Annotated in this window: 24 protein-coding genes; 10 read left to right on the top strand and 14 right to left on the bottom strand. The window is 55.3% G+C overall.

The window, feature by feature from the left end; genetic code table 11:
- Positions 1 to 6: 6 nt before the first annotated feature.
- Positions 7 to 1,920, bottom strand: coding sequence for a molecular chaperone HtpG (htpG, locus tag AC3CHX_RS16170; protein WP_488629060.1), 1,914 nt, complete (start codon positions 1,918 to 1,920; stop codon positions 7 to 9).
- Between the two features lie 152 nt (positions 1,921 to 2,072).
- Entirely contained in the window at positions 2,073 to 3,539 is a 1,467-nt protein-coding gene (locus AC3CHX_RS16165) for an aminotransferase-like domain-containing protein (RefSeq protein ID WP_488629059.1), read from the bottom strand.
- 209 nt (positions 3,540 to 3,748) lie between these two features.
- Between AC3CHX_RS16165 and AC3CHX_RS16160 the strand changes: the two genes are divergently transcribed.
- From AC3CHX_RS16160 to AC3CHX_RS16140, 5 genes are all read left to right on the top strand, one after another.
- Positions 3,749 to 4,072 carry a DUF2917 domain-containing protein gene (locus AC3CHX_RS16160; RefSeq protein WP_488629058.1) on the top strand — a complete coding sequence of 108 codons (324 nt, stop codon included), beginning with the start codon at positions 3,749 to 3,751 and terminating at the stop codon, positions 4,070 to 4,072.
- The gene (locus tag AC3CHX_RS16155; RefSeq protein WP_488644842.1) at positions 4,072 to 4,665 is read left to right on the top strand and encodes a LysE family translocator; all 594 of its coding nucleotides are present in this window, start codon (positions 4,072 to 4,074) and stop codon (positions 4,663 to 4,665) included. Before AC3CHX_RS16160 ends, AC3CHX_RS16155 begins: the two co-directional genes overlap by 1 nt.
- 32 nt (positions 4,666 to 4,697) lie before the next feature.
- Positions 4,698 to 5,555, top strand: a complete 858-nt coding sequence (locus tag AC3CHX_RS16150; RefSeq protein WP_488644841.1) for a DMT family transporter — start codon at positions 4,698 to 4,700, stop codon at positions 5,553 to 5,555.
- 155 nt (positions 5,556 to 5,710) lie between these two features.
- Positions 5,711 to 6,169, top strand: coding sequence for a RidA family protein (locus AC3CHX_RS16145; protein ID WP_488629057.1), 459 nt, complete (start codon positions 5,711 to 5,713; stop codon positions 6,167 to 6,169).
- An 85-nt stretch (positions 6,170 to 6,254) separates the two neighbouring features.
- Positions 6,255 to 7,448, top strand: a complete 1,194-nt coding sequence (locus AC3CHX_RS16140) for an aminotransferase-like domain-containing protein (protein ID WP_488629056.1) — start codon at positions 6,255 to 6,257, stop codon at positions 7,446 to 7,448.
- Positions 7,449 to 7,558: 110 nt separating this feature from the next.
- Here AC3CHX_RS16140 and AC3CHX_RS16135 read toward each other — a convergent pair whose 3' ends face one another.
- From AC3CHX_RS16135 to AC3CHX_RS16120, 4 genes are all read right to left on the bottom strand, one after another.
- The gene (locus tag AC3CHX_RS16135; RefSeq protein ID WP_488629055.1) at positions 7,559 to 7,915 is read right to left on the bottom strand and encodes a hypothetical protein; all 357 of its coding nucleotides are present in this window, start codon (positions 7,913 to 7,915) and stop codon (positions 7,559 to 7,561) included.
- Positions 7,916 to 8,066: 151 nt separating this feature from the next.
- Positions 8,067 to 10,385, bottom strand: a complete 2,319-nt coding sequence (gene parC, locus AC3CHX_RS16130) for a DNA topoisomerase IV subunit A (protein ID WP_488629054.1) — start codon at positions 10,383 to 10,385, stop codon at positions 8,067 to 8,069.
- Between the two features lie 27 nt (positions 10,386 to 10,412).
- A complete protein-coding gene (locus AC3CHX_RS16125; RefSeq protein WP_488629053.1) occupies positions 10,413 to 11,237 on the bottom strand; it encodes a lytic transglycosylase domain-containing protein in 825 nt (274 codons plus the stop codon).
- Positions 11,237 to 13,225, bottom strand: coding sequence for a DNA topoisomerase IV subunit B (locus AC3CHX_RS16120; RefSeq protein WP_488629052.1), 1,989 nt, complete (start codon positions 13,223 to 13,225; stop codon positions 11,237 to 11,239). Before AC3CHX_RS16120 ends, AC3CHX_RS16125 begins: the two co-directional genes overlap by 1 nt.
- 429 nt (positions 13,226 to 13,654) lie before the next feature.
- Here AC3CHX_RS16120 and AC3CHX_RS16115 point away from each other — a divergent pair, with 429 nt between their 5' ends.
- Complete coding sequence (locus AC3CHX_RS16115; protein ID WP_488629051.1) at positions 13,655 to 14,494, top strand: response regulator; 840 nt, start codon at positions 13,655 to 13,657, stop codon at positions 14,492 to 14,494.
- Positions 14,495 to 14,497: 3 nt separating this feature from the next.
- Here AC3CHX_RS16115 and AC3CHX_RS16110 read toward each other — a convergent pair whose 3' ends face one another.
- A complete protein-coding gene (locus tag AC3CHX_RS16110) occupies positions 14,498 to 15,667 on the bottom strand; it encodes a vWA domain-containing protein (protein ID WP_488629050.1) in 1,170 nt (389 codons plus the stop codon).
- Between the two features lie 24 nt (positions 15,668 to 15,691).
- Positions 15,692 to 16,546, bottom strand: coding sequence for an AAA family ATPase (locus tag AC3CHX_RS16105; protein WP_488629049.1), 855 nt, complete (start codon positions 16,544 to 16,546; stop codon positions 15,692 to 15,694).
- A 189-nt stretch (positions 16,547 to 16,735) separates the two neighbouring features.
- Between AC3CHX_RS16105 and AC3CHX_RS16100 the strand changes: the two genes are divergently transcribed.
- The 3 genes from AC3CHX_RS16100 to AC3CHX_RS16090 all read left to right on the top strand — a co-directional run bounded on the left by AC3CHX_RS16100 (position 16,736) and on the right by AC3CHX_RS16090 (position 19,947).
- Complete coding sequence (locus AC3CHX_RS16100; protein WP_488629048.1) at positions 16,736 to 19,060, top strand: site-specific recombinase; 2,325 nt, start codon at positions 16,736 to 16,738, stop codon at positions 19,058 to 19,060.
- Positions 19,061 to 19,260: 200 nt separating this feature from the next.
- Positions 19,261 to 19,581: a c-type cytochrome gene (locus AC3CHX_RS16095; RefSeq protein ID WP_488629047.1), complete on the top strand. Its 321-nt coding sequence runs from the start codon at positions 19,261 to 19,263 to the stop codon at positions 19,579 to 19,581.
- 12 nt (positions 19,582 to 19,593) lie between these two features.
- A complete protein-coding gene (locus AC3CHX_RS16090) occupies positions 19,594 to 19,947 on the top strand; it encodes a c-type cytochrome (RefSeq protein ID WP_488629046.1) in 354 nt (117 codons plus the stop codon).
- A 210-nt stretch (positions 19,948 to 20,157) separates the two neighbouring features.
- Here AC3CHX_RS16090 and AC3CHX_RS16085 read toward each other — a convergent pair whose 3' ends face one another.
- Positions 20,158 to 20,583 (bottom strand): DUF1841 family protein, encoded by a 426-nt coding sequence (locus tag AC3CHX_RS16085; RefSeq protein ID WP_488629045.1) that lies wholly within the window; start codon positions 20,581 to 20,583, stop codon positions 20,158 to 20,160.
- A gap of 246 nt (positions 20,584 to 20,829) precedes the next feature.
- Between AC3CHX_RS16085 and AC3CHX_RS16080 the strand changes: the two genes are divergently transcribed.
- Entirely contained in the window at positions 20,830 to 21,096 is a 267-nt protein-coding gene (locus AC3CHX_RS16080) for a DUF1488 family protein (RefSeq protein ID WP_488629044.1), read from the top strand.
- A 210-nt stretch (positions 21,097 to 21,306) separates the two neighbouring features.
- On the opposite strand, the gene AC3CHX_RS16075 is transcribed toward AC3CHX_RS16080, so the two are convergent.
- The 5 genes from AC3CHX_RS16075 to AC3CHX_RS16055 all read right to left on the bottom strand — a co-directional run bounded on the left by AC3CHX_RS16075 (position 21,307) and on the right by AC3CHX_RS16055 (position 25,087).
- Positions 21,307 to 21,879, bottom strand: a complete 573-nt coding sequence (locus tag AC3CHX_RS16075; RefSeq protein WP_488629043.1) for a hypothetical protein — start codon at positions 21,877 to 21,879, stop codon at positions 21,307 to 21,309.
- A gap of 290 nt (positions 21,880 to 22,169) precedes the next feature.
- A complete protein-coding gene (locus AC3CHX_RS16070; RefSeq protein ID WP_488629042.1) occupies positions 22,170 to 22,769 on the bottom strand; it encodes a LysE family translocator in 600 nt (199 codons plus the stop codon).
- Between the two features lie 219 nt (positions 22,770 to 22,988).
- Complete coding sequence (locus tag AC3CHX_RS16065) at positions 22,989 to 23,351, bottom strand: translation initiation factor Sui1 (RefSeq protein ID WP_488629041.1); 363 nt, start codon at positions 23,349 to 23,351, stop codon at positions 22,989 to 22,991.
- A gap of 402 nt (positions 23,352 to 23,753) precedes the next feature.
- Complete coding sequence (locus AC3CHX_RS16060; protein ID WP_488629040.1) at positions 23,754 to 24,725, bottom strand: PA2778 family cysteine peptidase; 972 nt, start codon at positions 24,723 to 24,725, stop codon at positions 23,754 to 23,756.
- A gap of 8 nt (positions 24,726 to 24,733) precedes the next feature.
- Positions 24,734 to 25,087, bottom strand: a complete 354-nt coding sequence (locus AC3CHX_RS16055) for a PA2779 family protein (protein ID WP_488629039.1) — start codon at positions 25,085 to 25,087, stop codon at positions 24,734 to 24,736.
- Positions 25,088 to 25,141: the final 54 nt, after the last annotated feature.

The following is a 25,141-nucleotide window of genomic DNA, read 5'->3' as shown; positions in this document are numbered from 1 at the left end:
TGACGCTTATTTTGCCGCCAGTCCCAGCAACATTTCATTCAGGCGTTTGACGAAAGTCGCTGGATCAGCCAATGCGCCGCCTTCGGCCAGCATCGCCTGATCGAACAGAATATTCGACCAGTCGTCGAACTTGGCTTCTTCGTATTTCAAGCGTTGCACCAGCGGGTGATCCGGGTTGATTTCCAGGATAGGTTTCGAGTCCGGCGCGTCTTGACCGGCGGCTTTCAGCATGCGCAGCAGATTTCCGGACAGTTCATGCGTATCGGCTACCAGGCAAGCCGGCGAGTCGGTCAGGCGGAAGGTGACGCGGACATCCTTGGCTTTGTCGGCCAATGAAGTCTTCATCTTCTCGACCAGGTCCTTGAACTGGGTTTCGGTTTCTTCATGCTTCTTCTTCTCGGCTTCGTCTTCCAGAGTGCCGAGATCGAGGCCGCCCTTGGCGACCGATGCCAGTTCCTTGCCTTCAAAATCCTGCAGGAACGACAGCATCCATTCGTCGACGCGGTCGGTCAGCAGCAAGACTTCGACGCCTTTCTTGCGGAAGATTTCCAGATGCGGACTGTTCTTGGCCGCAGTATAGGTTTCGCCAGTGGCGTAATAAATCTTGTCCTGACCTTCTTTCATGCGGCCGATGTAGTCAGCGAACGACACGGTTTGGGCGTCGCTGTCGCTGTTGGTGGAAGCAAAACGCAGCAGCTTGGCGATGCGCTCCTTGTTGCCTGCATCTTCGCCGATACCTTCTTTCAAGACTTGGCCGAACTCGGTCCAGAATGTCGCGTATTTGTCTTTTTGGGTTTGCTCGTCGCTGTTTGCCAGCTCCTCCAGCAAACTCAGTACCCGCTTGGTCGAACCTTCGCGGATGACGCGGACGTCGCGCGATTCTTGCAGGATTTCACGCGAGACATTCAGCGGCAAATCCGCCGAGTCGATCACGCCTTTGACGAAGCGCAGGTAGATCGGCAGCAACTGGTCGGCATCGTCCATGATGAAGACGCGCTTGACGTACAGCTTGAGGCCGCCGCGCTTGTTGCGATCCCATAGATCGAACGGTGCGCGTGCCGGGATGTACAGCAACTGCGTGTATTCGCTGCGGCCTTCAACCCGGTTGTGGGTGTAAGTCAGCGGCGCTTCGAAGGCGTGCGAGACGTGTTTGTAGAACTCGACGTATTGTTCTTCGGTGATGTCGGACTTGCTGCGCGCCCACAGCGCGCTGGCCTGGTTGACGGTTTCAAACGCATCCTTGACGACGGTTTCTTTCTTTTCCTCATCCCATTCTTCCTTCTGCATCAGGATCGGCAGCGAGATATGGTCGGAGTATTTTTGAATTATCGATTTCAGTTTCCAGGCCGACAGGAATTCATCTTCCTCTGCGCGCAGATGCAAAATGATGTCGGTGCCGCGGCTGGCTTTGTCGATCGCTTCGATGCTGAACTCGCCGGCGCCTTCGGATTCCCAGCGCACGCCTTCGGTGGCGCTGGCGCCGGCGCGACGTGTTTCCACCGTGATCTTGTCGGCGATGATGAAGGCCGAGTAGAAGCCGACGCCGAACTGACCGATCAGAGCGGCATCTTTTTGCTGGTCGCCGGACAGTTTTGAGAAGAATTCCTTGGTGCCGGATTTGGCGATGGTGCCGAGATGGGAAATGGCGTCGTCGCGGCTCATGCCGATGCCGTTGTCGGACACGGTGATGGTGCGTGCGGCCTTGTCGAAAGTAACCTTGATTTTCAGTTCGGTATCGATCTCGAACAGGGCGCTGTTGTTGATCGCTTCAAAGCGCAGCTTGTCGGCGGCGTCGGACGCATTCGAGACTAATTCGCGCAAGAAAATTTCCTTGTTGGAGTACAGCGAATGAATCATCAGTTGCAGCAACTGTTTGACTTCTGCCTGAAAACCCAGGGTTTGCTTTTCGGATACAGCCATCGTTGTTACCTCTGTAATTGATTGATATAAATGAAAGAAAATCTTTGGCGGCCTTTGCAGCAGATTGTTGCAGCAGCTCAAGCCCGTTCAGAAAAAACGAATTCTCTCAAAAATGGGGCGTGAACGGGCTATTTCAAGGGCCGTTTGTATCGCTATCGGCCACATTCCTGCTCAAGGAAGCGCCAGATTCCCGGGTCAGACATCGCCGCGACGTTGATGCGCATGCGTGGCGAAGGCAGTTGAGTGGGCGAAAACAGGCTGCCCGGGGCCAGCATAAAGCCCTGTGCCATTGCTTTTTCGGCCAGGATGTTAGTGTCGCAACCGGTATCAACCCAGATGAACACGCCGGCTGGAGTGATGATGTCGACGTGCATGCCGAGCCGTTCCAGTTGCCGCGTGGTCTTGTCGCGGGCGCTGTCCAGTTTGCTGCGCAGGCGGTCGGCGTGCTTTCGATAATGGCCTTCAGACAAGATTTTGTAGACCACGCGTTCCCCGATTTCCGAGGTGGTCAGCGTCGATAGCATCTTGCGGTCGGCCAAATGCTGGGCCATTTCATGCGAGGTGGCGATAAAGCCGACGCGCAGGTTGGCCGATAAGGTTTTCGAAAAACCGCCCAGATAGACCACCCGATTCAGTTGGTCCAGTGTTGCCAGCCGTGTCGCAGGTTGAACCGCTGAGCCGGGGTGCATGTCGCAATAAATATCGTCTTCGACGATCGTGAAGTCGTGTTCCTCGGCGAGTTTCAGTATCTGGAACGCCTTGGCTGCCGACATCGAGGTCGAGGTTGGGTTGTGGAGAACGGATACCAGCACGTACAGTTTGGGTTTATGTATCGCAGCCAGTTCCGCTAGTTTGGCGATATCCGGGCCGTCCGCCAGGCGCGGAATGCCAATCACTTTGGCGCCCAGCGCGGCAAACGAACCAAACATCAGAAACCAGGAAGGGTCGTCGACAAAGATGACATCTCCCGGCTGCGTGAAGTGGCGGGCCACAATGTCGAGCGCTTGGGTAACGCCGGTGGTGGTGACGATTTGCTCAGGCGTGACAGCGATTTCCAGCTCTGCCAGTTTCAGTTGCAACTGCTGGCGCAGTGGTAAAAAACCTTGTGGATCGCCGTAGCCGAGCAGTTGATTGGCATTTTGACGACTGATGCCGCGCAAGGCGTTGGCAATCAGGTCGCCATCCAGCCATTCGACTGGCAGCATGCCGGTTCCCGGCTTTTTTTGGGTCGGCATCTGCCGAAACATATTCCGCACCAGCCACACCACATCCATCAACTGTGCCCGCGGTTGCTCCGATTGCTGTACCTGATGCGCGCTGATCAGCGGCGAACGCTCACGCACATAAAAGCCGGAACCCCGACGCGACTCCAGGAAGCCTTTGGCAACCAGCCGGTCATAGGCCTCGACTACGGTAAAGCGCGACACGCTATTCAGGTCGGCGTAGTGCCGGATGGAGGGCATGCGGGCGCCGGTGCGTAGTAGTTTGTCATCGATTCTGATTTCGATCGAACGGACGATTTGTTCAACCAGTGAAGTGTCTGCGTCACGCGACAGCAGCTGCGGCGCGCTAAGTACGCCAGGCACTGCCGGTTTGCGAGAGGTAACTGTATTGGTCATTTTGCCGGTGCAATATAAGAAATTACTTTGTGAAGTGTACAGGTACTGTATCGTGCTTGTCGTTTAGGATACACCTATCCGATTGCCGTTGACAACCTTGGAGCCTAATAGGCCTGGATAAGGAGACGAATACGAATGTCGGGCGTCATCAGGAAGCTGAAAAAACGCACACTTGCACCAATCCAACTACTATTTCCAGGTTGAATGTGATGAAAAAACTGTTCATGAAAGCTGCCCACACAATCGCTGCCGGGGAGGTATTGGCCGGTGTCGCGCACCGCCCATGCACTTTGCGGGTGCTGACAGGACGTGTGTGGATTACCAGCGCGGGGGAGATCGAAGACCACTGGTTGAGCGCCGGTCAGCGCTTGGCGCTGCGTCCCGATCAATTGATTGTGGTCGAAGCGGATGCGGCTATCTGTCAGGTCGAGATTGCCTGCGTCAATCATCGTGGTGCGCTGACCGCCGTATTGCGTAGCGTTGGCAACCTGTTGCGGCAGCCTTTTCGTCCTGTAACCGGCGGTGCATCGTGATCATCGAATCGTTGTTTCCGCTTGCCGTGTTTGCGTTCGTGTCGTCGATCACACCGGGACCAAATAACATCATGCTGACATCGTCCGGCATCATGTTCGGCTTTACCCGTTCGATCCCCCACATGCTAGGGATTACTTTCGGGTTTGGCGTGCTGTTGCTGATATGTGCGTTAGGGATCGGCAGTTTGCTGCTGGCGCTGCCGTCGATACACGTGATATTGAAAACCCTGGGTTCCGGTTATTTGCTGTATCTGGCGTGGAAACTGCGCAATATGTCGTTCAAGGCCGACCAGAACAGCAGCGCCAGGCCGCTGTCATTTGTTGGCGCGGCACTGTTTCAGTTTGCCAATCCGAAAGCCTGGGTCATGGCGATTACCAGCGCCTCGGCCTTCCTGCCGGTGGTGCAACCGTTCTGGCTGGCACTCGGCTTGTATTGTCTGATATTCAGTGCGATCAATCTGCCGTGCGTCAGCGTTTGGGCCGGTGCCGGTTCGGTGCTGCGCCGCTATCTGGCGCAAACCTTATGGCAGCGCGTGTTTTGTACGGTGATGGTGTTGCTGACGATTTATTCGGCGATTTCAATCTGGCTTTGAGAAAGATTATTTTGACAAACGAATCGAAGGGCATGTGGCTGGGTCTGGTCGGCGTGGCGGTGTTCAGTCTGACCTTGCCGTTTACCAGAATGGCCGTGGCGGAACTGAATCCGGTGTTTGTCGCTTTCGGGCGAGCGGTGGTGGCTGCCTTGTGCGCTATCGTGTTGTTGTGGCGATCCAGGGCGGTGCGACCGACGGCTTTGCAGTGGAAGAGTCTGCTGGTCACAGCGCTCGGCGTAGTGGTCGGCTTCCCGTTATTTTCTTCCGTGGCGATGCGCTATGTGCCGGCGGCGCACGGCGCGATTGTGCTGGGGATATTGCCGTTGGCGACCGCGCTGTTTGGTGCGTTGCGTTTCGGAGAGCGGCCTTCGGCGGGGTTTTGGCTGGCGGCGCTGTGCGGCAGCGGCATCGTGGTCTGGTTTGCGTTGCGCCAGGGCGGAGGGAGTTTTCATCTGGCGGATATGGCCTTGTTTGCGGCGGTGATTGCCGCTGCGATGGGCTATGCGGAAGGCGGTCGGTTGTCGCAAACCATGGGCGGCCAGCAGGTGATTTGCTGGGCGCTGGTGCTGTCGCTGCCGGTTCTGTTGCCGTTGACGATCTGGCTCGGCTGGCAATACGGTGTGAGCGCGACGCCGAAAGCTTGGCTAGGGTTTGCGTATGTATCGTTATTTTCGATGTTTATCGGTTTCTTCTTTTGGTACAAGGGGCTGGCCCTGGGCGGCATTGCGCGGGTTGGCCAGGTCCAGTTGCTGCAACCGTTTCTGACACTGTTGGGTGCGGCGCTTATTCTGGGTGAAGCGCTGGATACGACGAATCTGCTGTTTGCCCTGGCGGTGATTGCAGTGGTGGGGGTAGGGCGACAGATGGCCGTGCGGCGGCAACCTGTTTAAGGTTTGCAAAACGGTAAAGGAAGGGCGGTGTCGCTGTTGTTAATGCCAAATGTGTATTTTTCCGCAAAGCGGCGAGTAGATTTGAGATAATCATTGCTTCACCGTCGGAATTCCGATGGCAGTTGTATTTCTACCTACCAATACTGGAGTGTCAGATGTCTGTTTACGAAAAACTGAAAGCCCTGAATATCACCCTGCCGACGGTCGCCGCACCTGCTGCGGCCTATGTCATGTATGTCCAAAGCGGCAACAATGTTTACCTGTCGGGCCATCTTCCCAAAAAAGATGGCAAGGTATGGGTTGGTCAGTTGGGCAAGAACACCAGTACCGAAGAAGCCAAGGAAGCTGCACGTGGTGTTGCCATCGAAATGATCGCGACACTGGAAGTTGCCTGCGGCGGTGACCTGACGCGGGTTAAGCGCATCGTCAAATTGATGAGCCTGGTCAATTCAACCCCCGATTTCACCGAGCAGCATCTGGTCACCAACGGTGCATCCGAACTGATAGCGGAAGTATTCGGCGAGAAAGGCAAACACGCGCGTTCCGCATTTGGCGTTGCCCAAATCCCGCTGGGTGCGTGCGTTGAAATCGAAATGATTGCTGAAATTGACTAAGTGAATGTAAGCATTTTTATGATTGCGGCGGCCATCCTTGTGGTCAGCGCCGCAATCATCAGCACCAGATAAAAAGAGAGTAGCAATGAAAATTGAGAACCCAAACCCGCTTAAATGGAATTTTTCGCAACGCGCACAAAAACTGCAGGGTTCCGCTATTCGCGAAATTCTGAAAATAACAATGCGGCCGGAGGTGATCTCTTTCGCCGGCGGCCTGCCTTCGCCTGCCACCTTCCCGGTAGAGCAGATGAAGGCGGCGTTCGACAAGGTGTTGTCGCTGCAGGGCAAGATTGCATTGCAATACGGTCCGACCGATGGCTATGGCCCGCTGCGTGAATGGGTTGCCAATTCATTGTCGGTGAACGGTTCGACGATTTCGATGGATCAGGTGCTGATGGTGTCCGGTTCGCAGCAAGGATTGGATTTGCTGGGTAAAGTGCTGATCGACGAAGGCAGCAAGGTACTGGTCGAGACGCCGAGCTATCTGGGTGCGCTGCAGGCGTTCTCTTTGTACGGTCCCGAGTTCGTTTCGATGCCGACCGACGACGGTGGTTTGATTCCGGAGCAAGTGGCGGCGCTTGGTCAGGGTGCACGGCTGCTGTATTCCCTGCCCAACTTCCAGAACCCGACCGGCCGCACCATGTCGCTGGAACGTCGTCAGGCGCTGGTGGAAACCTGTGCCCGGCTCGGCGTGCCGCTAATTGAAGACGATCCGTACGGTGCACTCAGCTATCGGAATGCGCCATTGCCGAAGATGCTGAACATGAATCCGGATGGCGTCATCTACATGGGTTCGTTCTCCAAAGTATTGACGCCGGGCATACGTCTTGGTTACGTGGTTGCGCCGCGCCCATTGGTCGAGAAGATGGAACAGGCCAAACAGGCGACTGATCTGCACACTGCGCAATTGACGCAAATGGTGGTGCACGAAGTGATCAAGAATGGCTTCCTCGACACGCATATTCCGACCATTCGCCAGCTGTATTCGGATCAATGCGATGCGATGCTGGCCGCATTGCAAACGTATTTCCCAAGCAGTGCCAGCTGGACCAAACCGGACGGCGGCATGTTCATCTGGGTGACCTTGCCGAAGCATATCGACAGCATGAAATTGCTGGCTGAGGCGATCGAACAGCACGTCGCATTCGTGCCGGGTGCGCCGTTCTATGCAAACACCCCGGAATCGAATACCTTGCGTCTGAGCTTTGTGACGGTGCCGCCGGCGAAGATTCGTGAAGGTATTGAGAAATTGGGCAAGTTGATTGCGGCCAAGCTGTAGTCTGCGGAGTTCCTTCACCGATCGTTCTCGTTGAGAACAAATGGGATTGACGGCAAAAAAGGGGAGGCATACCAATGCCTCCCCTTTTTTGCCGTTCTACGATCTGATGATCAATACCCCAGTCGCCATCCACCGGCCTTCAGGCAGGACTCGGTAGCTTCGTCCCTCCGCGCTGCATTCACATCATTCTGCGAATACGATGGCGGCAGGTATACCCCGGGTGTAGTGTTGCAGATCACCCGGCTGTCGTTGTCGTCGCGGATGCGTCGGCAGTAAGTGGTGCCCTGGCTCTGATAACCGGGATTGAGCTGGTTGACGATCACTGTCGGATAAATTTGCACGGCTTGTTTTTCGCAAGACAGTTTGTCGTGGTAGAAGTCGTTTTCACCCTTGGTCGGGTGCTTCCAGGTCGCACAGCCTGACAGCATCAGCAAAGCGATCAAGCCCGGGTAAATTGTATTCCGCAAATCGTCTTCCTTTAGAGTTAGGACCTACGCGAAACCGCCCCAGCAGCGTTACGCCTCCTAGCCGTACTCATCGTACTGTCTTCGTCGGCAGGTTTTGACAAGCTCGTTGCTGGGCTAATTTTGCGTAGGTCCTGAGAGAGTCGGTGATGCTTTATGGTTGCGCGGTCAACGTCACGGGCTTTAGCCTCGATTCCATTAACTTGCCTTTGCGCGCACGTTTGCCGATATGCGGGACCAGACCGGTGGCTGACAGTGCGACATCTTGCGCCTTGCCCCCGCGACCAATGCCGGAGACCAGCACGCCGCGCTGGCTGATCGGTTGCGCGGCCAGCAGTTTTTCACCTGTTTCCAGTTCCATCAGAATCACGCCGCGGCCGCCGTTGGTCAGCGCTTTGCATTCTTCCAGGCCAAACACCAGCAATCGTCCTTTTTCGGACAAGCAGGCGATTGCGCTGGCAGCGGCGCCGATAGGGCGGGGCGGCAGCGATTGGTCGCCGTCATCCAGTGTGATGTAGGCCTTGCCGGCTTTGATGCGGCTCAGCATATCTCCAACTCTGGCGGTGAAGCCGTAGCCGCCCGACGACGCCAGCAACAACGTGACATCGGCGGCAGCGGCGAAGTAATGCAAGATGCTGCTGCCGTTGGCGAGGTCGATCAGCGTGGTGATGGGGATGCCGTCGCCGCGCGCGTTGGGGAGTGTCGCCACCGACACTGAATAAATCCGGCCATTCGAGCCGAACACCAGCAGGTTGTCCACCGTGCGGCATTCAAACGCGCCGTACAGGGCATCGCCCGCTTTGAAGGTGAATTGGTCAGCATCATGGCCATGACCGGTACGCGCCCGGACCCAGCCTTTTTGCGAGACGATGACGGTCACCGGTTCGTCAATGACTTTGGTTTCGACCACGGCTTTTTCTGCCGCTTCGATCAATGTGCGGCGGGTATCGCCAAACTGCTTTTGATCGGCTTCGATTTCCTTGATCACCAGACGCTTCATCGAGGATGGATTCTCCAGCAGGTCCTGGAGTGCTTTCTTTTCGTCGCGCAGCGTCGCCAGTTCTTGCTGGATCTTGATGGTTTCGAGTCTGGCCAGCTGGCGCAGACGAATTTCGAGAATATCCTCAGCCTGACGGTCAGACAGCTTGAAGGCTTCCATCAGCGCCGGTTTCGGCTCATCCGATTCGCGGATGATCTTGATGACCTTGTCGATATTCAGCAGGATGGCTTCGCGGCCTTCCAGGATATGGATGCGGTCCTCCACTTTTTGCAGCTTGAATTGCGAACGGCGGGTGATGGTGGCGAAGCGGAAGCTGATCCACTCGCGCAATATCATGCCCAGGCCCTTTTGGCGCGGCCGCCCATCGCCGCCTATCATCACCAGATTGATCGAGGCGCTGCTTTCCAGCGAGGTATGCGCCAGCAGCATGTTGGTGAATTCGGTCTGGTCGAGGTTTTTTGATTTCGGCTCGAATACCAGGCGCACCGGCGCATCGCGGCCGGACTCGTCACGCACCGCATCGAGTACCGACAGAATGGTTTGCTTGAGTGTCAGTTGATCGGGTGTCAGCGATTTTTTGCCAAGCTTGATTTTCGGATTGGTGATCTCTTCAATTTCTTCGAGCACTTTCTGCGAAGAAGTGTTGGGCGGCAATTCGGTGACAACCGCCTGCCACTGACCGCGCGCCAATTCTTCGATCTTCCAGCAAGCGCGCACTTTCAGGCTGCCGCGGCCGACTTCATACATGTCGGAAATCGCCGCCGCGGAACTGATGATTTGACCGCCGCCAGGGAAGTCAGGGCCGGGAATCAATTCCATCAATTCGGCGTGGCTGAGGTTCGGGTTGCGAATCAATGCCACCGTCGCCTTGGCGACTTCGGTCAAATTGTGCGATGGGATTTCTGTCGCCAGACCCACGGCGATACCGGAGGCGCCGTTCAGCAACACGAACGGCAGGCGTCCCGGCAGCAGTTTCGGTTCTTCGGTAGAACCGTCGTAATTCGGCTGAAAATCGACCGTGCCCATGTCGATTTCGTCGAGCAGCAATTTGGCAATCGGCGTCAAGCGCGCTTCGGTGTAACGCATTGCCGCCGCGCCGTCGCCATCGCGCGATCCAAAGTTGCCCTGACCATCGATCAGCGGATAGCGCAGTGAGAAATCCTGTGCCATGCGCACCAGCGCGTCGTACACCGACTGGTCGCCGTGCGGATGCAATTTGCCGAGCACATCGCCGACCACTGCGGCCGATTTGCGCGGTTTTGCGGCGGCGTTCAGGCCCAGCTCGTTCATTGCGTACAAGATGCGCCGCTGCACCGGCTTCTGGCCGTCAGAGACGTCCGGCAAGGCACGGCCCTTGACCACCGAAATGGCGTAATCCAGATAGGCGCGTTCTGCGAAAGTGGCGAGGGTTAGTGATTCACTAGGTTCGCCGTCGGGCGGCGGTACATCAAACAGATCGTTTTGTTCAGTCATGAAGGTTCAGAGGATTATTCGTGGTGTTTAGTCGATGATGGATTGTGTTCCGTCAGGCATGTTGCGACGCCCGGGAATGACCATGTGGATGCGCGCCCGGCCGCTGCCATCGTCATCGCTGGCATTGGTGATAGCGATCTCAGGCTGACTTAACGCGGGTTTATATATCTGATAGAACTGACCTACCACCTGTACGTAATTGCGCGTTTCAGGGTAGGGCGGAATCTGGTTTTTGTATTTCTTTATCGCACCTTCGCCAGCATTGTAGGAGGCAATCACCAAATCCTGCTTGAACGGAAACATGTGCAGCAAATCGCGCAGATAACGCGCGCCAAGGCGGATGTTGGTGCGCGGATCCGTCAGCTTTTCCTGCACGGTCTTTCTGGTGTCGCCGGTGATGCCGTAGCGTTCGGCGGTGTCGGGCATGATTTGCATCAGTCCGATCGCACCTTTGGACGACACTGCGGCCGGATTGAAGCCGGACTCGGCCGCCATGACGGCTTTCAACAGTGCAGGTTCGAGTGCAAATTCCTTGGCCGCCTGATTCACAAACGCTTCATATTTCTTCAGGGCAGGATGTTGCGACAGATAACGATACAGCGCTGTCTTGGTAAAACCCGGATCCAGGACAACGGGCTTCTGGTCACTGCGTAATGAAAAATTCGACGAGTCGAATGTCGCATTGCCGCGCATGAAAAGCTGATAGCGCGGGTTCAGTTTTTCAGTGGCAAAATGCCCGGCACCCTGTTCGTCGATGTAGCCATAAATATCGGCACGGGCGTCGATCGTTACCAGCCCTGACAGAAGCGTCAGCGCAAGTAGCCATCCACGCAGGCGTGCCGGTAATTTCATCAGATGTCGGCCTCGGCTTCGTTGCCGTGTTCTTCAATCCATGCCCGGCGTGCAGAGGCTTCGCCTTTGCCCATCAGCATGTTGAAACGGTTTTCGGACGCTTCCAGATCGAAGCTGCCCAGCGATATCGGCAGCAGGCGGCGGGTGTCCGGATTCATCGTGGTTTCCCACAATTGTTCGGCATTCATTTCACCCAGGCCTTTAAAGCGCGAAATGGTCCAGCTGCCATCTTTGACACCGTCCTTACGCAGCTTGTCTTCGATCGCAGTCAGTTCGCCGTTGTCCAGCGCATAAATTTTTTGCGCTGGCTTTTTGCCGCGGGCAGGCGCATCGACGCGGAACAACGGCGGCCGTGCCACACAGATATGGCCGCGGTCGATCAACTGCGGGAAGTGACGGAAGAACAGGGTCAGCAGTAATACCTGAATATGCGAACCATCGACGTCGGCATCCGACAGTATGCAAATTTTGCCGTAGCGCAGCGCACCGAAATCGATCGTGTCGTTTTTGTTGTGGGGATCAATCCCGATGGCGACTGCCATGTCGTGGATTTCATTGTTGGCAAACAGACGGTCGCGTTCGGTTTCCCACGAGTTCAGGACTTTGCCGCGTAACGGCAGGATCGCTTGAAACTCTTTGTCGCGACCCATTTTGGCGGAACCGCCGGCGGAGTCGCCTTCGACCAGGAATAGTTCGTTGCGGCTGATATCGCTGGATTCGCAGTCGGTCAGTTTGCCCGGTAACACGGCGATGCCGGAGGTTTTTCTCTTTTCAACTTTTTGCGCCGAGCGCAGACGATTTTGCGCCTGCTTGATGACGAGTTCGGCCAGCTTTTTGCCGTATTCGACGTGATGGTTGAGCCATAATTCCAGCGCCGGCTTGGTGTAGGTGGAGACCAGCCGTACCGCGTCGCGCGAGTTCAGGCGTTCCTTGATCTGGCCCTGAAACTGTGGATCGAGCACCTTGGCCGATAGCACGAACGAAACGCGGGCGAAGACATCCTCCGGCAGCAGTTTGACGCCCTTGGGTAGCAGCGAATGCATGTCGACGAAACTTTTGACCGCGCCAAACAGCCCCTCACGCAAGCCGGATTCGTGGGTGCCGCCGGCTGAGGTCGGGATCAGATTGACATACGATTCACGGACGATGCCGCCATCTTCGGTCCACGCCACCACCCATGCGGCGCCTTCACCCTCGGCAAAGCCATCGGTCTCGGCAGTGGCGTATTGTTCGCCCTCAAACAGCGGGATCAGCGGTTCGGCGCTGGACGATTGCGCCAACGCCTCCATCAGGTAACCGCGCAGACCCTGTTCGTACTGCCAGGTCTGGCTGTCGCCGGTTTTGGCGTTGAGCAAGGTGACTTTGACGCCTGGCAGCAACACTGCCTTGGAGCGCAGCAGGCGTTGCAATTCGGGCTGTGAAATTGCCGGTGAATCGAAATATTTGGGATCTGGCCACGCAGTGACGCGGGTGCCGGATTTTTTGTCGTCGCGGTTTTGTGGTCGGGTTTTCAGTTGCTCGATGACGTCGCCACCGGCAAACACCAGTTGATGTACGCCGCCTTCGCGCCAGACGGTGATCTCGAGCCGGGTCGAGAGCGCATTGGTGACCGATACGCCGACGCCATGCAGGCCGCCTGAGAACGCATAGGCGCCGCCGCTGCCTTTGTCGAATTTGCCACCCGCATGCAGGCGTGTGAAGACGATTTCGACGGTCGGGACTTTTTCTTCCGGGTGCAAACCGACGGGAATGCCACGGCCGTCGTCTTCGACACTGACGCTGCCATCGGCATTCAAGGTGACCAGAATATTCTTGCAATAGCCGCCAAGTGCCTCGTCCGATGCATTGTCGATCACCTCTTGAATGATATGCAGCGGGTTTTCGGTGCGCGTGTACATGCCGGGACGTTGCTTGACCGGCTCCAGACCCTTAAGGACGCGGATGGATGATTCACTATAGTCGGACAGCGGGGATTTTTTAGTTGCCATGCAATTCAGTTGGGATACGATGTTAATTATTGTTTTTTGATAATTAAATGCAAAAAAACAAGTATTATCGAAAATGGTGGGAAATATCTACCAGTGCGCATTCTAATGAAAAAAACGGCAGAACTACAGGATCGCTGGCTTCCGCTTGCAAAAACAATTGAGGGCCTATAAATGGCGGCGTGTTGTTATTTTTCAATGGTCTCATGGCAACGCCGGAATCTGGCGATGATAAAATGTCGTTTTATTAATATTTCAGATGGGTAATTCTGAAAAACGTGTTTGCAAGAAAATTTGTCGGCAGCCCGGTTCAGGGGCAACCATCATATTAGGTGGTTGAAGCTGCAGAAGCGAGGCAAACGGATGGCTACATCACCGAATTGCCTTGAAAGGATGGATTTTCAGGCCTTTGAGGGACTTCAGGATACCAGCATGAAAAATAAAGATAGGTCTATCGCCGTCCGCTTTTTGGGATTTTCCACGCACGAAATTAATATTTTCGATGCTACTTTTGCTCTTGCGCAGAACCTGGATTATCACTACTTTCGTTTGTCTGAGGATAGTTTGCAGGAGTGCGACATTTGTCTGGTGAACGCCGACGACCTGAAAGCCCTGGCAAGCCTGGCCAAATTGACTCCTGGCGACATCTTTCCTGTACTGCTGGTAGGTCTGCCGCAAGTGGAGCTGCCGTATCCAACGGTTCAGAAGCCGATTCGATGGCGGAAGTTGTTCGAAGCGATGGATGCACTGATCGGCAAGCGCGATCAGTTGCTGGCGCAGCAAAATCCTGGCGACTTTGCGCTGAATGCGGGACCGCCGGAGCGCCGCCGCCGCGAGCGCCTCGATCTTGACTTAACCGACCCGCGAGAATATAGGCGAATGCGCAGCAAAGCGCCGCAGATAGATCGGATTCTGGTGGTCGATCATCATTCGACGTTTCGCGACGATCTGGCGCTGACCATGGCGGAGCATGTGGTGCCGGTGGAGTGGGCTGGCGATGCCGCCAGTGCGGCAGAGGTTTACGGGCAGCAACCGATTTCGATTGCGTTAGTCAATCCACAGTTGCCGGATCTGGATCCGTATTTTTTTTGCGGGCAAATTAAACATCGCCATCAGGAAACCCGCATCAGTGTGATTTTTTTGGTCGAGGAAGGATTTTCGTATGATCAGGAACTGGCGCGGCAGGCCGGGTGTGACGGGTTCCTGATGCGGGAGTTGGGGCAACCGCAGATATTTATGGCGTTAAGCAAGTTTTTGTCGCTGGCGCGTTGATCTTCACTTGCTCAACAACCGCATGCCGCGTTCCAGTCCATCAATAGTCAACCCAAACATGCGGTTGCTCATCAGTTGCCGAATGATCTCTACCGATTGACGGTATTGCCAGAGTCCCTCCGGCTCAGGATTGAGCCAGATGAATTTCGGAAAAGCGCTGGTGAAACGTTGCAGCCAATCGGCGCCGGCTTCTTCGTTGTTGTATTCGACCGAGCCGCCGGGCTGCATGATTTCATAGGGGCTCATAGTGGCGTCGCCAACAAAAATCAGCTTGGTGTCCGGCTTGTATTTGCGCAGAATGTCCCAGGTGGGAAAGCGCTCGGCGTGGCGTCGGTGATTATTTTTCCATACGTAGTCGTAGACGCAGTTATGGAAATAAAAGAATTCCATGTTTTTGAATTCAGTTCTGGCGGCGGAGAATAATTCTTCGGTGCGGGCGATGTGATCGTCCATGCTGCCGCCGACGTCGAGCAGCATCAGCACCTTGATGTTGTTCTTGCGTTCTGCCTGCATCTTGATATCGAGATAGCCGGCATTGTTGGCGGTGGCGCGGATAGTGTCATCCAGCGCCAGCTCTTCCGCCGCGCCCTCGCGGGCAAAACTGCGCAGCCGTCGCAGCGCCACCTTGATGTTGCGGGTGTTCAGTTCACGTTCGTCATCGTAGTCCCTGTAGGCGCGTGCTTCCCATACTTTCACCGCGCTGCGATTGCCGCCGCTGCCGCCCATGCGGATGCCTTCCGGATTGCTGCCGCCATGGCCGAACGGCGATGTGCCGCCGGTGCCTATCCATTTGTTGCCGCCTTCGTGGCGTTCCTTTTGCTCTTCCAGCAACTGCTTGATGCGGTCCATCAGCTTGTCGTAGCCGAACTTTTCCAGTTGCGCCAATTGCTCTGGCGACAGTTCGCGTTTCATGCGCTGGGTCAGCCAGTCGAGCGGGATCTCGGGGTTCTTGTCAAAAATCGTCTGTATGCCTTTGAAGTACAGGCCGAACGCCTGGTCGAACTTGTCATAATGCGCTTCGTCCTTGACCAGCGTAGTGCGCGCCAGGTAATAAAAATTATCCAGAGAAGGCGCGATGACCTGCTTTTGCAAGGCCTCCAGCAGAAGCAGGAATTCCTTGATCGATACCGGAATCCTGGCGTCTTTCAGCGTGTAGAAAAAATCAATCAGCATTGAATGCTCGCGGAGTTATTGCGGTTATCGGTTTTTGCGGGCCATGAAGACCAGCCGTTCGAACAGATGCACATCCTGCTCGTTTTTGAGTAATGCGCCATGTAATGGCGGTACGATGGTTTTAGCATCGCTGCTGTGCAAGGCGGATGCCGGGATGTCTTCCGCCAGCAGCAACTTCAGCCAGTCCAGCAATTCGGAAGTTGATGGCTTTTTCTTCAGGCCGGCGACTTCACGTACCTGATAGAAAGTTTCCAGAGCCTGCGCCAGCAAATCCTTTTTCAAGTGAGGAAAATGGACGTCGATGATGTCGCGCATGGTCTCCTTGTCGGGAAATTTGATGTAATGAAAGAAACAGCGGCGCAGAAACGCATCCGGCAACTCTTTCTCATTATTCGAGGTGATGATGACCAGCGGCCGGTGTTTGGCTCTGACCATTTCACGTGTTTCATAGACGTAAAATTCCATCCGATCGAGTTCTCGTAACAAATCATTGGGGAACTCAATATCTGCTTTGTCTATCTCATCGATCAGTAAAACAACTTGTTGGTCGGCGTTAAAAGCCTGCCACAGCACACCTTGAACAATGTAATTGTGAATATCCTTGACCCGCTCGTCACCAAGTTGCGAATCGCGCAGACGTGAGACGGCGTCATACTCGTACAAGCCTTGCTGCGCCTTTGTGGTGGATTTGATATGCCATTGCAGCAAAGGCATGTCAAGTGCAGCAGCCACTTCCTCCGCCAGCATGGTTTTTCCGGTGCCGGGTTCACCTTTGATCAGCAGCGGCCGTTGCAGTACCAGCGCGGCATTGACAGCCAGCTTCAGATCATCGGTCGCTACATAATTGCTGGAACCTTCAAAACGTGTCTCTTGTCGCATAGTGTGATGTCATCCGGAAGAAAATAGAGTGCAGTATAAGGGAGAACATCGATCGCGGCTGCCGCGAGGAATTCGAGGAAAACGTCGAAAAAATAACCGTTTGGAAAAATTGACATGCGTACACTGGCAAACCTTCTTTTTACATGCCTGGGCGTCGCCCGGCATCTTTTAAACAAATAATAATTAAAAATGAAAATATTTCTTCTTCGTTTGCGTGTCATGTGGCGGAGATTCCGCGACCGTGACCGTCACCAGAACAAGCAGCGTGTCCAGTATGCAGCCAAGATTGAATCGTTGATGCGGCGTGCCAATCCATTTGCATCATGGCAAGAGCGCGCCAATTGGACTATCGATATTACCGACTGGATACGTCATGCGCCTACCGTCTCGTTACTGGAGGACGAGGTGCGGCGGCGTGAAAAACAGCAGCGCGTTGTGTTTATGCTGGACTGGCTGGATGAACATCGCGACGTCCGCCGAGTGGTGCAAACCACTTTGCAAAAAACCTTGCGTGAAGCTGCCGGACCAGAGCTTTTTTGCGCCACTGGATTACCGCATGAGCCCGCCTTCTTTAGCGAGTTCTCCGAGCACATCATCAAATACCTGTTGCCGAAGCCGCCTGCCGAAGAGGATCTTTCGGTGTTGTTTACGGCGATGTTTCCGCATCCTGACGATGCCGCGTGGCTGCTGGAACTTGATGCACGCACGGTCGAGCGGATCTGGAAGCTGAGCGCAGACGATGGTATTTCGCACATGTATCAGCAGCAGATCGACGAAGCGCTGATCTATCTGGTGACCGCGGTTTTGGCAGACGGGATTAGTAAAGCGTTTCGCTACCGGCTGGATCCAAAAATGCCGTTGCAGGCCACGCCGTTTATGGTATTGCGTCGTGAGCTGGAAAAATACCTGTATCTCAATTCGACCGATGAAGGGGCCTTACGCAGTGTGCGTATGCTGATCGCGGTATGTCAGGCTCAGACCGATCGGATTTACGCTCATCTGGATGAGTATGGGGTGTCAGTCAGCCTGGTGTATCGGGTGGAACGCATGCGTGCGCATTTGAGCCGCATGACGCGCCTGATCGACTTGCGTGCCGTCGTTGCCGCAAATCGGGAACTTGATGCGTCGGAGATGCTGCGTGAGAATTCGGAACTTGCAGCGGGTGCGCACGGAGTCGGGGCGGGAACCGCATCAATGGAGAGTGACCGCGCGCTTGATAAAGTAAAGTCGGGTGCCGGGCACATCCAGGCGTTGTTGGCGGACTTTATCCTGGCCCATCATCATCGGTCTTCTATCCGCGGTCTGGTGCGTCGCAGCTTTTCACTGCTCGCGCGCAAAATGGTGGAGCGTAACGCGGATCATGGCGAGCATTACATTGCCCGCGATCGGGCTGAATACCGCGCGATGCTGACGGCGGCCTGTCGCGGCGGCGTCGTTACCGCGTTCACCGTGCTAGGGAAGGCTGTGCTGTCGTATGCTGGTCTGGCCCGGTTTTTCGAAGGCTTGTTCGCATCGTTGAATTATGCCGCCAGTTTCCTGGCGATATCCGCGCTTGGCGGTGTACTGGCGACCAAGCAGCCAGCCGTCACGGCGCCGGCGCTGGCGGCCAAGATGAGCCAACTGGATACGGTCGAAGGTCTGCGCGCGTTGCTGGCTGAAGTTGCGTTGCTGTTGCGCTCCCAGGCTGCTGCCGTGTTCGGGAATTTGATTGCGGTGGTACCGACGATGTTGATCATCTCGGTTGTGATCATGTTCACCACGCATGCGCCGATGCTGGATGTCCAGCATGCACGAAAAAGCCTGGACAGCTTGTCGATAGTCGGGCCGACGCCGTTGTTTGCGGCCTTGACCGGCATTTTGTTATGGCTGTCCAGCCTGGCGTCCGGCTTCGCCGATAACTGGTTTGCGCTACGCCGTCTGCGCGAGGGCTTAACCCATCAACGCCGCCTGGTGCATGTGTTGGGGGTGGTGCGCACTGAGCGCTGGGCGGCCTGGCTGGAACGCCATGTGGCACAGATAGTCGGAAATGTTTCGCTCGGTCTGTTGCTGGGGATGTCGCCTGTGATCGCGCAGTTTTTCGGTTTGCCGCTGGATGTGCGGCATGTGACACTGGCCACTGGTAGTTTGACCGCAGCAGCCAGCAGCCTGGGCTGGCCCGTGTTATTGTCGCCACAATTCTGGTTAGCGGTAGCCGGTATCGCGAGTATTGGATTGCTGAATGTCGGGGTGTCGTTTGGCTGCGCATTGGCACTGGCCATGCGCGCTCGCGAGGTGCCGGCACGGATACGTCGTTTGGTATTCCGGGCCGTGTTGCGGCGCGTCAGTGCTTCGCCGCGCTCTTTTCTGTTTCCTGAAGAGGCGTTGACACCGTCGTCCAAAGACGATGCGGAAGAAATGGCAACCTCCGAAAGCGAGCCGGTTGCCGATCAGGACACCCAGAATGTCGTCGGGCAAGCGCCGGAGCCAGTCACCAAGGCATCCTCGGAATTTGTTGAAAGCAAGCGACATGGCTGATTAACGGTGATTCCGGACGTGGACTAGGTGCTGATCTTGAGTTAAAATTAACCGTTTTTGGTTTCGGGTAGCGGCGTTATTTTGTCACGCCTGTCTACTGTATGCGGTATTGGTGGGCGATTTGGGCACTATATGCGGCATGCGCACCGAACACCAAACCGGTTTCGCTACAATTACTCGGCTATTCACCCACAGCTACTATGAAAAAAATAATTGCACTTCTCGCGCTCGCGGGTATTGCCAACTTCGCCGCAGCTGCGGATGTCGTCGGCAACGCTAAGGCAGCTGAAAACAAGGTATCGATGTGTATCGGATGCCACGGTATTCCAGGTTACAAAGCCACTTTCCCGGAGGTATATCAGGTGCCTATGCTTGGCGGTCAGTCGGCCAAGTACATCGAAAATGCTTTGGTTGCCTATAAAAAGGGTGAGCGTCAGTTTCCGACCATGCATGGTATCGCAGCCACTTTGTCGGACCAGGACATGGCCGATCTCGCGGCATATTACTCTCAGCAAAAATAAGGAACCCACACTATGAAAAAGATTCTTGCTGGCGTGGTGTTTTTTCTTTCCGCGAGTGCTTCTGTTGGTGCGCTGGCCGGCGGTAACATTGCCGCTGGCGAAGCCGCAGTCAAAAAATATTCCTGCGCTTCATGCCATGGCGCAAACTTTCAAACACCGGTCGATCCAGCCTACCCGAAGCTGGCTGGTCAGCATGAGGACTATCTCAGGCATGCGCTGATTTCTTATCAGCGTGGTGCCGCAGGCCCGAATGGCCGTACCAATGCGATTATGGGTGGTGTTGCCAAGGCACTGACGCACCAGGATATTCAGGATATAGCAGCTTATTTGCATAGCTTGCCGACTTCATTGGTATTGCGTAAGTAAGTAGTTTGCAGGTTGCCTCGGTTGCAGCTTGCCCATAAAGCCACCAGATTTTTATCCCGGTGGCTTTTTTATTGCTCGGCTGCTGTTAGTTGAAACAGACTGCGTTTCATGGATATTTATCGGGGTAGTGTGCGGAGTACCTACCGCTGGTCCTGTCACTGTCACAATGGTCGCTTGGTTTTGCGGAGTCGCAAAACATCCTGAGTGGCGCTAAACCTTCCTTTTAACGCAGTCGATATAAGCCGCGCCATCGGGTGGCAGGCCGCTACGTTGCGAGCTCCAGATCATCTCGCCCAGGCATTCCATGATGCGGTGATAGGCGTCGTGTTCCGATTGCAGGCGTTGTGCCAGCGCGGTTGATGCAGCACGGATTCCTGGCGGTTGATCGATCGATATTTGTTCGGCGATTGACAGGTGCATCGCCAGATGCAGGAATGGGTTGGTCTGACCGTTTTCGACGGAATAATCGGCGGCGAGGGCGGCTTCGACATTGGCCAGATCGTCGGCATATTCCGGGTGCTGGATGATCCAGTCGCGGGCGATGGCCTCGATCGGTGTCAGTATTTCATTGGCCTGCTGCTTGCGATAGGTTTCGCAGAAAAAGCGGCGCACGTCGTGCTGGGATGGGTTGAACATGAGGTAAGTCTGAGAGCCTTTGTTTATGAGGGTCTTGGTGAATCGTCCAAAATTCGTCCAAAATGGGTGAGTCATTTTACAGAGATTTCCTGGTAGGCGCTTCCGCGTAGACCGTCGTAGATCGCGGTTGTCTTTGCTTCCTTGTGCCCCATCATTTCACCTCATTCTTAATTCTGAAGTTGTTTCTTTGCGGAAATGTCCTATGCTCGTTCATACGGTGGTCCTTGGAAAGAAAGGGAGATCCAAATGACAGACGAGATTCCGGGATTTCGGCCTTTCCCCGGTGACGCTATAAAATTCGGCATCGTGGTCGATGGCCGGCATCGTTTTTGCCTTGTCAGTCGAGAAATATTGAACAACTTGAGTCACTCCAACTTGAAAGGCGAAGCCCTCCAGACGGAGTTTGATGCGCACCTCCATCTGATCTTGGAAAAGGCCACAAAGGCAATTCAGGGAGGAATGGCCGGAGATCCGCTGGTTCTGCCCAGTGCATTGTTTTTTCCTCCTATCTAGGAACTGCGTCATACGTCGGCTGTGGGTAGACGGCGATGGCGCATATTGTTGCGGCGGTCATAGTTCAAATCTCTTTGGCTTCGTCTTCATTGCGATATACAGCGGGTGTTTTGGGCTGCCGTCCTGGTTGAGTCCAAGGTGGAACAGCTTTCCGGTCATTCCGGTGATCCGGAAGATACGCAGGACATCCGCAGCGCGCATGCCGGCTGCCTATTGCTCGCAGTCGGAAAAGATGGCACCGGCGGTCGACGTAAGGGTATTGAATTCACGGTAAATCATAATATCTGCCCCCCTGATTCGCGGCGCAATGTGGATTGCTCTCCTGCGCCTTATCTTTCTATCGGTTAGCATGTCCATGCATTGCTTTCGCAATAATTGGAGACCGTTATGCAAATCGAATTTCTCACCCGACAGGATCCAAATATCACGGCGTTTAGGTCGGTTCGCTTTCCGGCCAAAGTCAACGGAGTGGACTTCGAGTGCTTTGTTTCGTTTGAAGCGCTGGAAAAGAAGTTCAGATCCACGGGTGACGGCGATATGTTGCAAGCATTCCAGCGCAATCGATCTGATATTGAAGCCGTTGCAAGAAAATTTCTCGAAATTCACGGCCGTCACACGAAGGTGTTGGGCCCAGAAGATTTTTGAATGGCTCACGCCGTAACCTTCGTAAAATTCACTACCCAGATCCAGGGGTTTGCGTCCCACGCGCCGCGTCTGCGTGTTGCTACCATCCGGCAGGGTGCGCACCATGGCGTCGTTAAAAAGGATTGGACGCTCTTTCATGCCCCGTTTTTTTCAAAGGTCGGTGCCTATACGTCAAATAACTGCCGAGAAAGCCTTCTTGATAAGAGCGATTGGCGGTCGGCGGCTTTTGCCGAATTGCCTCATTCGCGAAGGTCAGGACCTGTTAAGGGTTGTACGATGGCCGCCCAACAACACCCTACGTCCGCCGACCGTACTATTGCAGACATTGACAAAAATCAACGCGTGCATTCCGTTTTAGGTCAAGTAGGGTGCGCAAGCTCTTGTGATCACGCCGTTGGCATTGCGTCCAACAATGCCAACGGGTAAATTCAATGAAAAGCAGCCCAAGCGATAGACGCCGAGAACGCACAAAGTACCAACGAAGTTGCACGCTGCAACTTGAGCCGGTCCACAAACTTCAAGCGCCCGTTGGCTAACGCTGCGCCGAACATGGTCCAAGCGATGCCGATAGGTATCAATAGGCAGGAAAACAGTGCCGTCGCTGCCCAATAGACTTGCATATTGTCAGACGCGACGGTGGGGAAAATCGCGGACGAAAAAAGCAGCGCCTTTGGATTGAGAAGGGTTGCCACGAATAAGGCATTGGGACCAATCGACCGTTGTCCCGATGTTGGCAGCACGGATGCCGCTCGCCATACCTTCACCGCAATGTAGATCAGGTACAGACTGCTGGCGGCGCGTGCCAAGATCGCTACCCACGGATAACTGCTTTGCAAGGGCGCAAGCACTGCGCCCCAAACCGAGATCGCAATCAGGTAGCCGAGAAGCTCGCATGCAATTAGTGGCAGCGCGCCTCTTGCCCCCCGTTCCAGGCCAGCAGCCGCCAGTAAGGTATTGGTCGGCCCAGGTGTCAGGAGTATGACCGCAGTGCTCAGCGCAAAAATGGGTAAGTTGAAATCTGATGTCATCAAAATCTTATAGAGATAACTCCCCAAAGCAACTTGGAAAGAGCCGGTCGGGAATCGTGCGGTTCACCGTTTAATCGCAGTTTGTTGGCCAGGCTGGAAAGCCCAACAGTTTTTTCGCCATAGCCGGCGTTAGGCTTGCCAGCCCAACTTCGCGATATTGTACGTTACGTGTATCAATGTCTCGTTTTGGCCGATCGCCGGCGTTCGGGTGTGCAAGGTTTAGCCACCAACCCGCTTCGCACTATGGCCGTGCTTTCTAAGCGCTTCCATGACCAATTCGCAATGGTCGCCCTGAACTTCAATCACACCATCCTTGACCGTCCCGCCAGAACCGCAGGCCGTGCGCAGCTGCTTGCCCAGCAACGCCAGAGCAAGAGAGTCGAGCGCTAGCCCTTTGATGATGGTCACGGTCTTGCCGCCCCGGCTCTTGGTCTGGCGTGACACTCGCACCATGCCATCGCCTACAGGCGCGGCCTTGGCTCTGGCCTTGCAGACGCATGCCGCAAGCGCAAGCCGGCATTCGGTACATATGCGTCCGACATCGGTGGAATATACGAGCCCGCCTTTTGAGCTACTTTTCATAATTTATTTGCTCAGGAATTTTTGAAGTGTGAATCACCACGAGATTGTAGAGGCTCATGACCGTGCGCTTCTGGCCGATTGTACGCGTTCGATACGATAGTGGGCAGGCAACCAGGCGCATCTGACGGCTTGTGCTGCGAGCGCCAGGAATCAAGCATTCGGTAATCGCTGACACCAGTAAGGAATCGCCGCGCCAACCGTGTGCCGTTTCAACCGGCGAGCATGCTTCGGTCACATCACAAAGGCGTCGACATACTCGCTCATCGGCAACTATTCATAAGTGAGTGCTATTCATAAGCAGCGAGTCCGGCCAGTCACGATCGACGGTGCCGGTTAGGCGCGGCCAGTTCACCTTGCCGTTTCATTCGGGTAGTGACACGGATCCATCCAATAAGCTGCACTCTAGCGTGATAAAGGTGGCGCGGCCCCTCTGCCCAGAATGCCCTCAAGCGTGTCCTTGGATGCAGAAAGAAAAGGCCCACCGAGACCAACCGCCGTTTGCGCTGCCTGCAATGCTTCCGGGAGCTTCCCCTGATCCGCGAGGGTCTGCGCCAGGTTGTTGAATGCCGGGGCCGAGTCCGGGTGGTTTTCTGTTGCCTTCCGGAATGCGAATTCAGCCTCGCCCAGCTTGCCGGCGGCATAGTAAATGTTGCCCAGCCCCAGCTGGCCGACCAGACTGTTCGGCCAGCGTGTCAAAAGCGTGGAATAGGCCGTGGTGGCGGCTGCTTTTTGTCCACTTGCGGCCAGCGCAGCCGCAGCGGACGCATAGCCGATCTCGGTGGCGGTCGCTGGTATGTGATCAGGGCGGACCGTCACCATCGCCCAATGCTCGCCGGACTTCCAGGTGTGTTCGAAATACCAAAACGGTAATACCTGGCGGGCGTTGGTGCCCGAGCGCAGGATCAGCTTCGACTTGTCCAGGTCATACCCGACCACGACCGCGTAATGCCACAGCGGATACCAGCTCACCAGCATATTCTGCAGCACGACGACCGGCGTACCCGACGCGACTTCCCTGAGCACATCGGCAAGCTGCGGCGCGAGAACATATGCGGCAAGCCCGTTGCGGCGCGTGGCTGCAAGCATTTCGATCTGCAGGCTGCCTTTGCGTGAAGGCAGATAAACCTGATCGGTCAATATTTCCGGGCGGATCGCCACGCCGGCACTGTTGAGGGCCGTGGCAAGTGCGGCCGGTCCGCATTGGTATTCTTCCTGCGGGAAGAAGGGGACTGCCGTAAGCTCTACACGCTCCGGCAAGTCGGTCGGACGAGTGGTTTCCAGCTGGCGCGTTTGTGGCGCAATTGCGCAGCCGCCAAGCATCAGCGCAATAAAAAGAATGCCCGCCAGGAGGCGGGCCGATATGCCGAGCCGCATGCCGCGCATTACTTGTACACGTAATAGAAAATCGCCGCTACGACCAGGATGACTGCCGCAATAGCCCAGCCGTTGGTGCCGCCGGCGGGCAAGCTATCGATTTGGCCGGCGATGGTTCTGACTTCTTCGTCAGTCATGGCGGCGACACGCTCTTTCGCCGCCCCCGGCTTCGCCCCGAGTGTCTCCAACTGATGCTGGACGTTCGTGCGGCTGATAAAGTTCACCACCTTTTCACGATCGCCTTGTACCTGTGTCGCGCTAATCAGCTGGTCGGTTCCCACAATACCGGCGTGAGCCGGATTAAACGTCAGCAGCATGCTTACAATCAACACGCGACTGATCATTCTGAAAAAACGATTCATGTTTACACTCCTTCGAGGTCTGGTTGTATGAGATCCTTTATTGGCGCCTTTACC

Source organism: Glaciimonas sp. OK215 (assembly GCF_057787885.1).
This window is presented reverse-complemented; position numbering and strand designations above follow the sequence as displayed.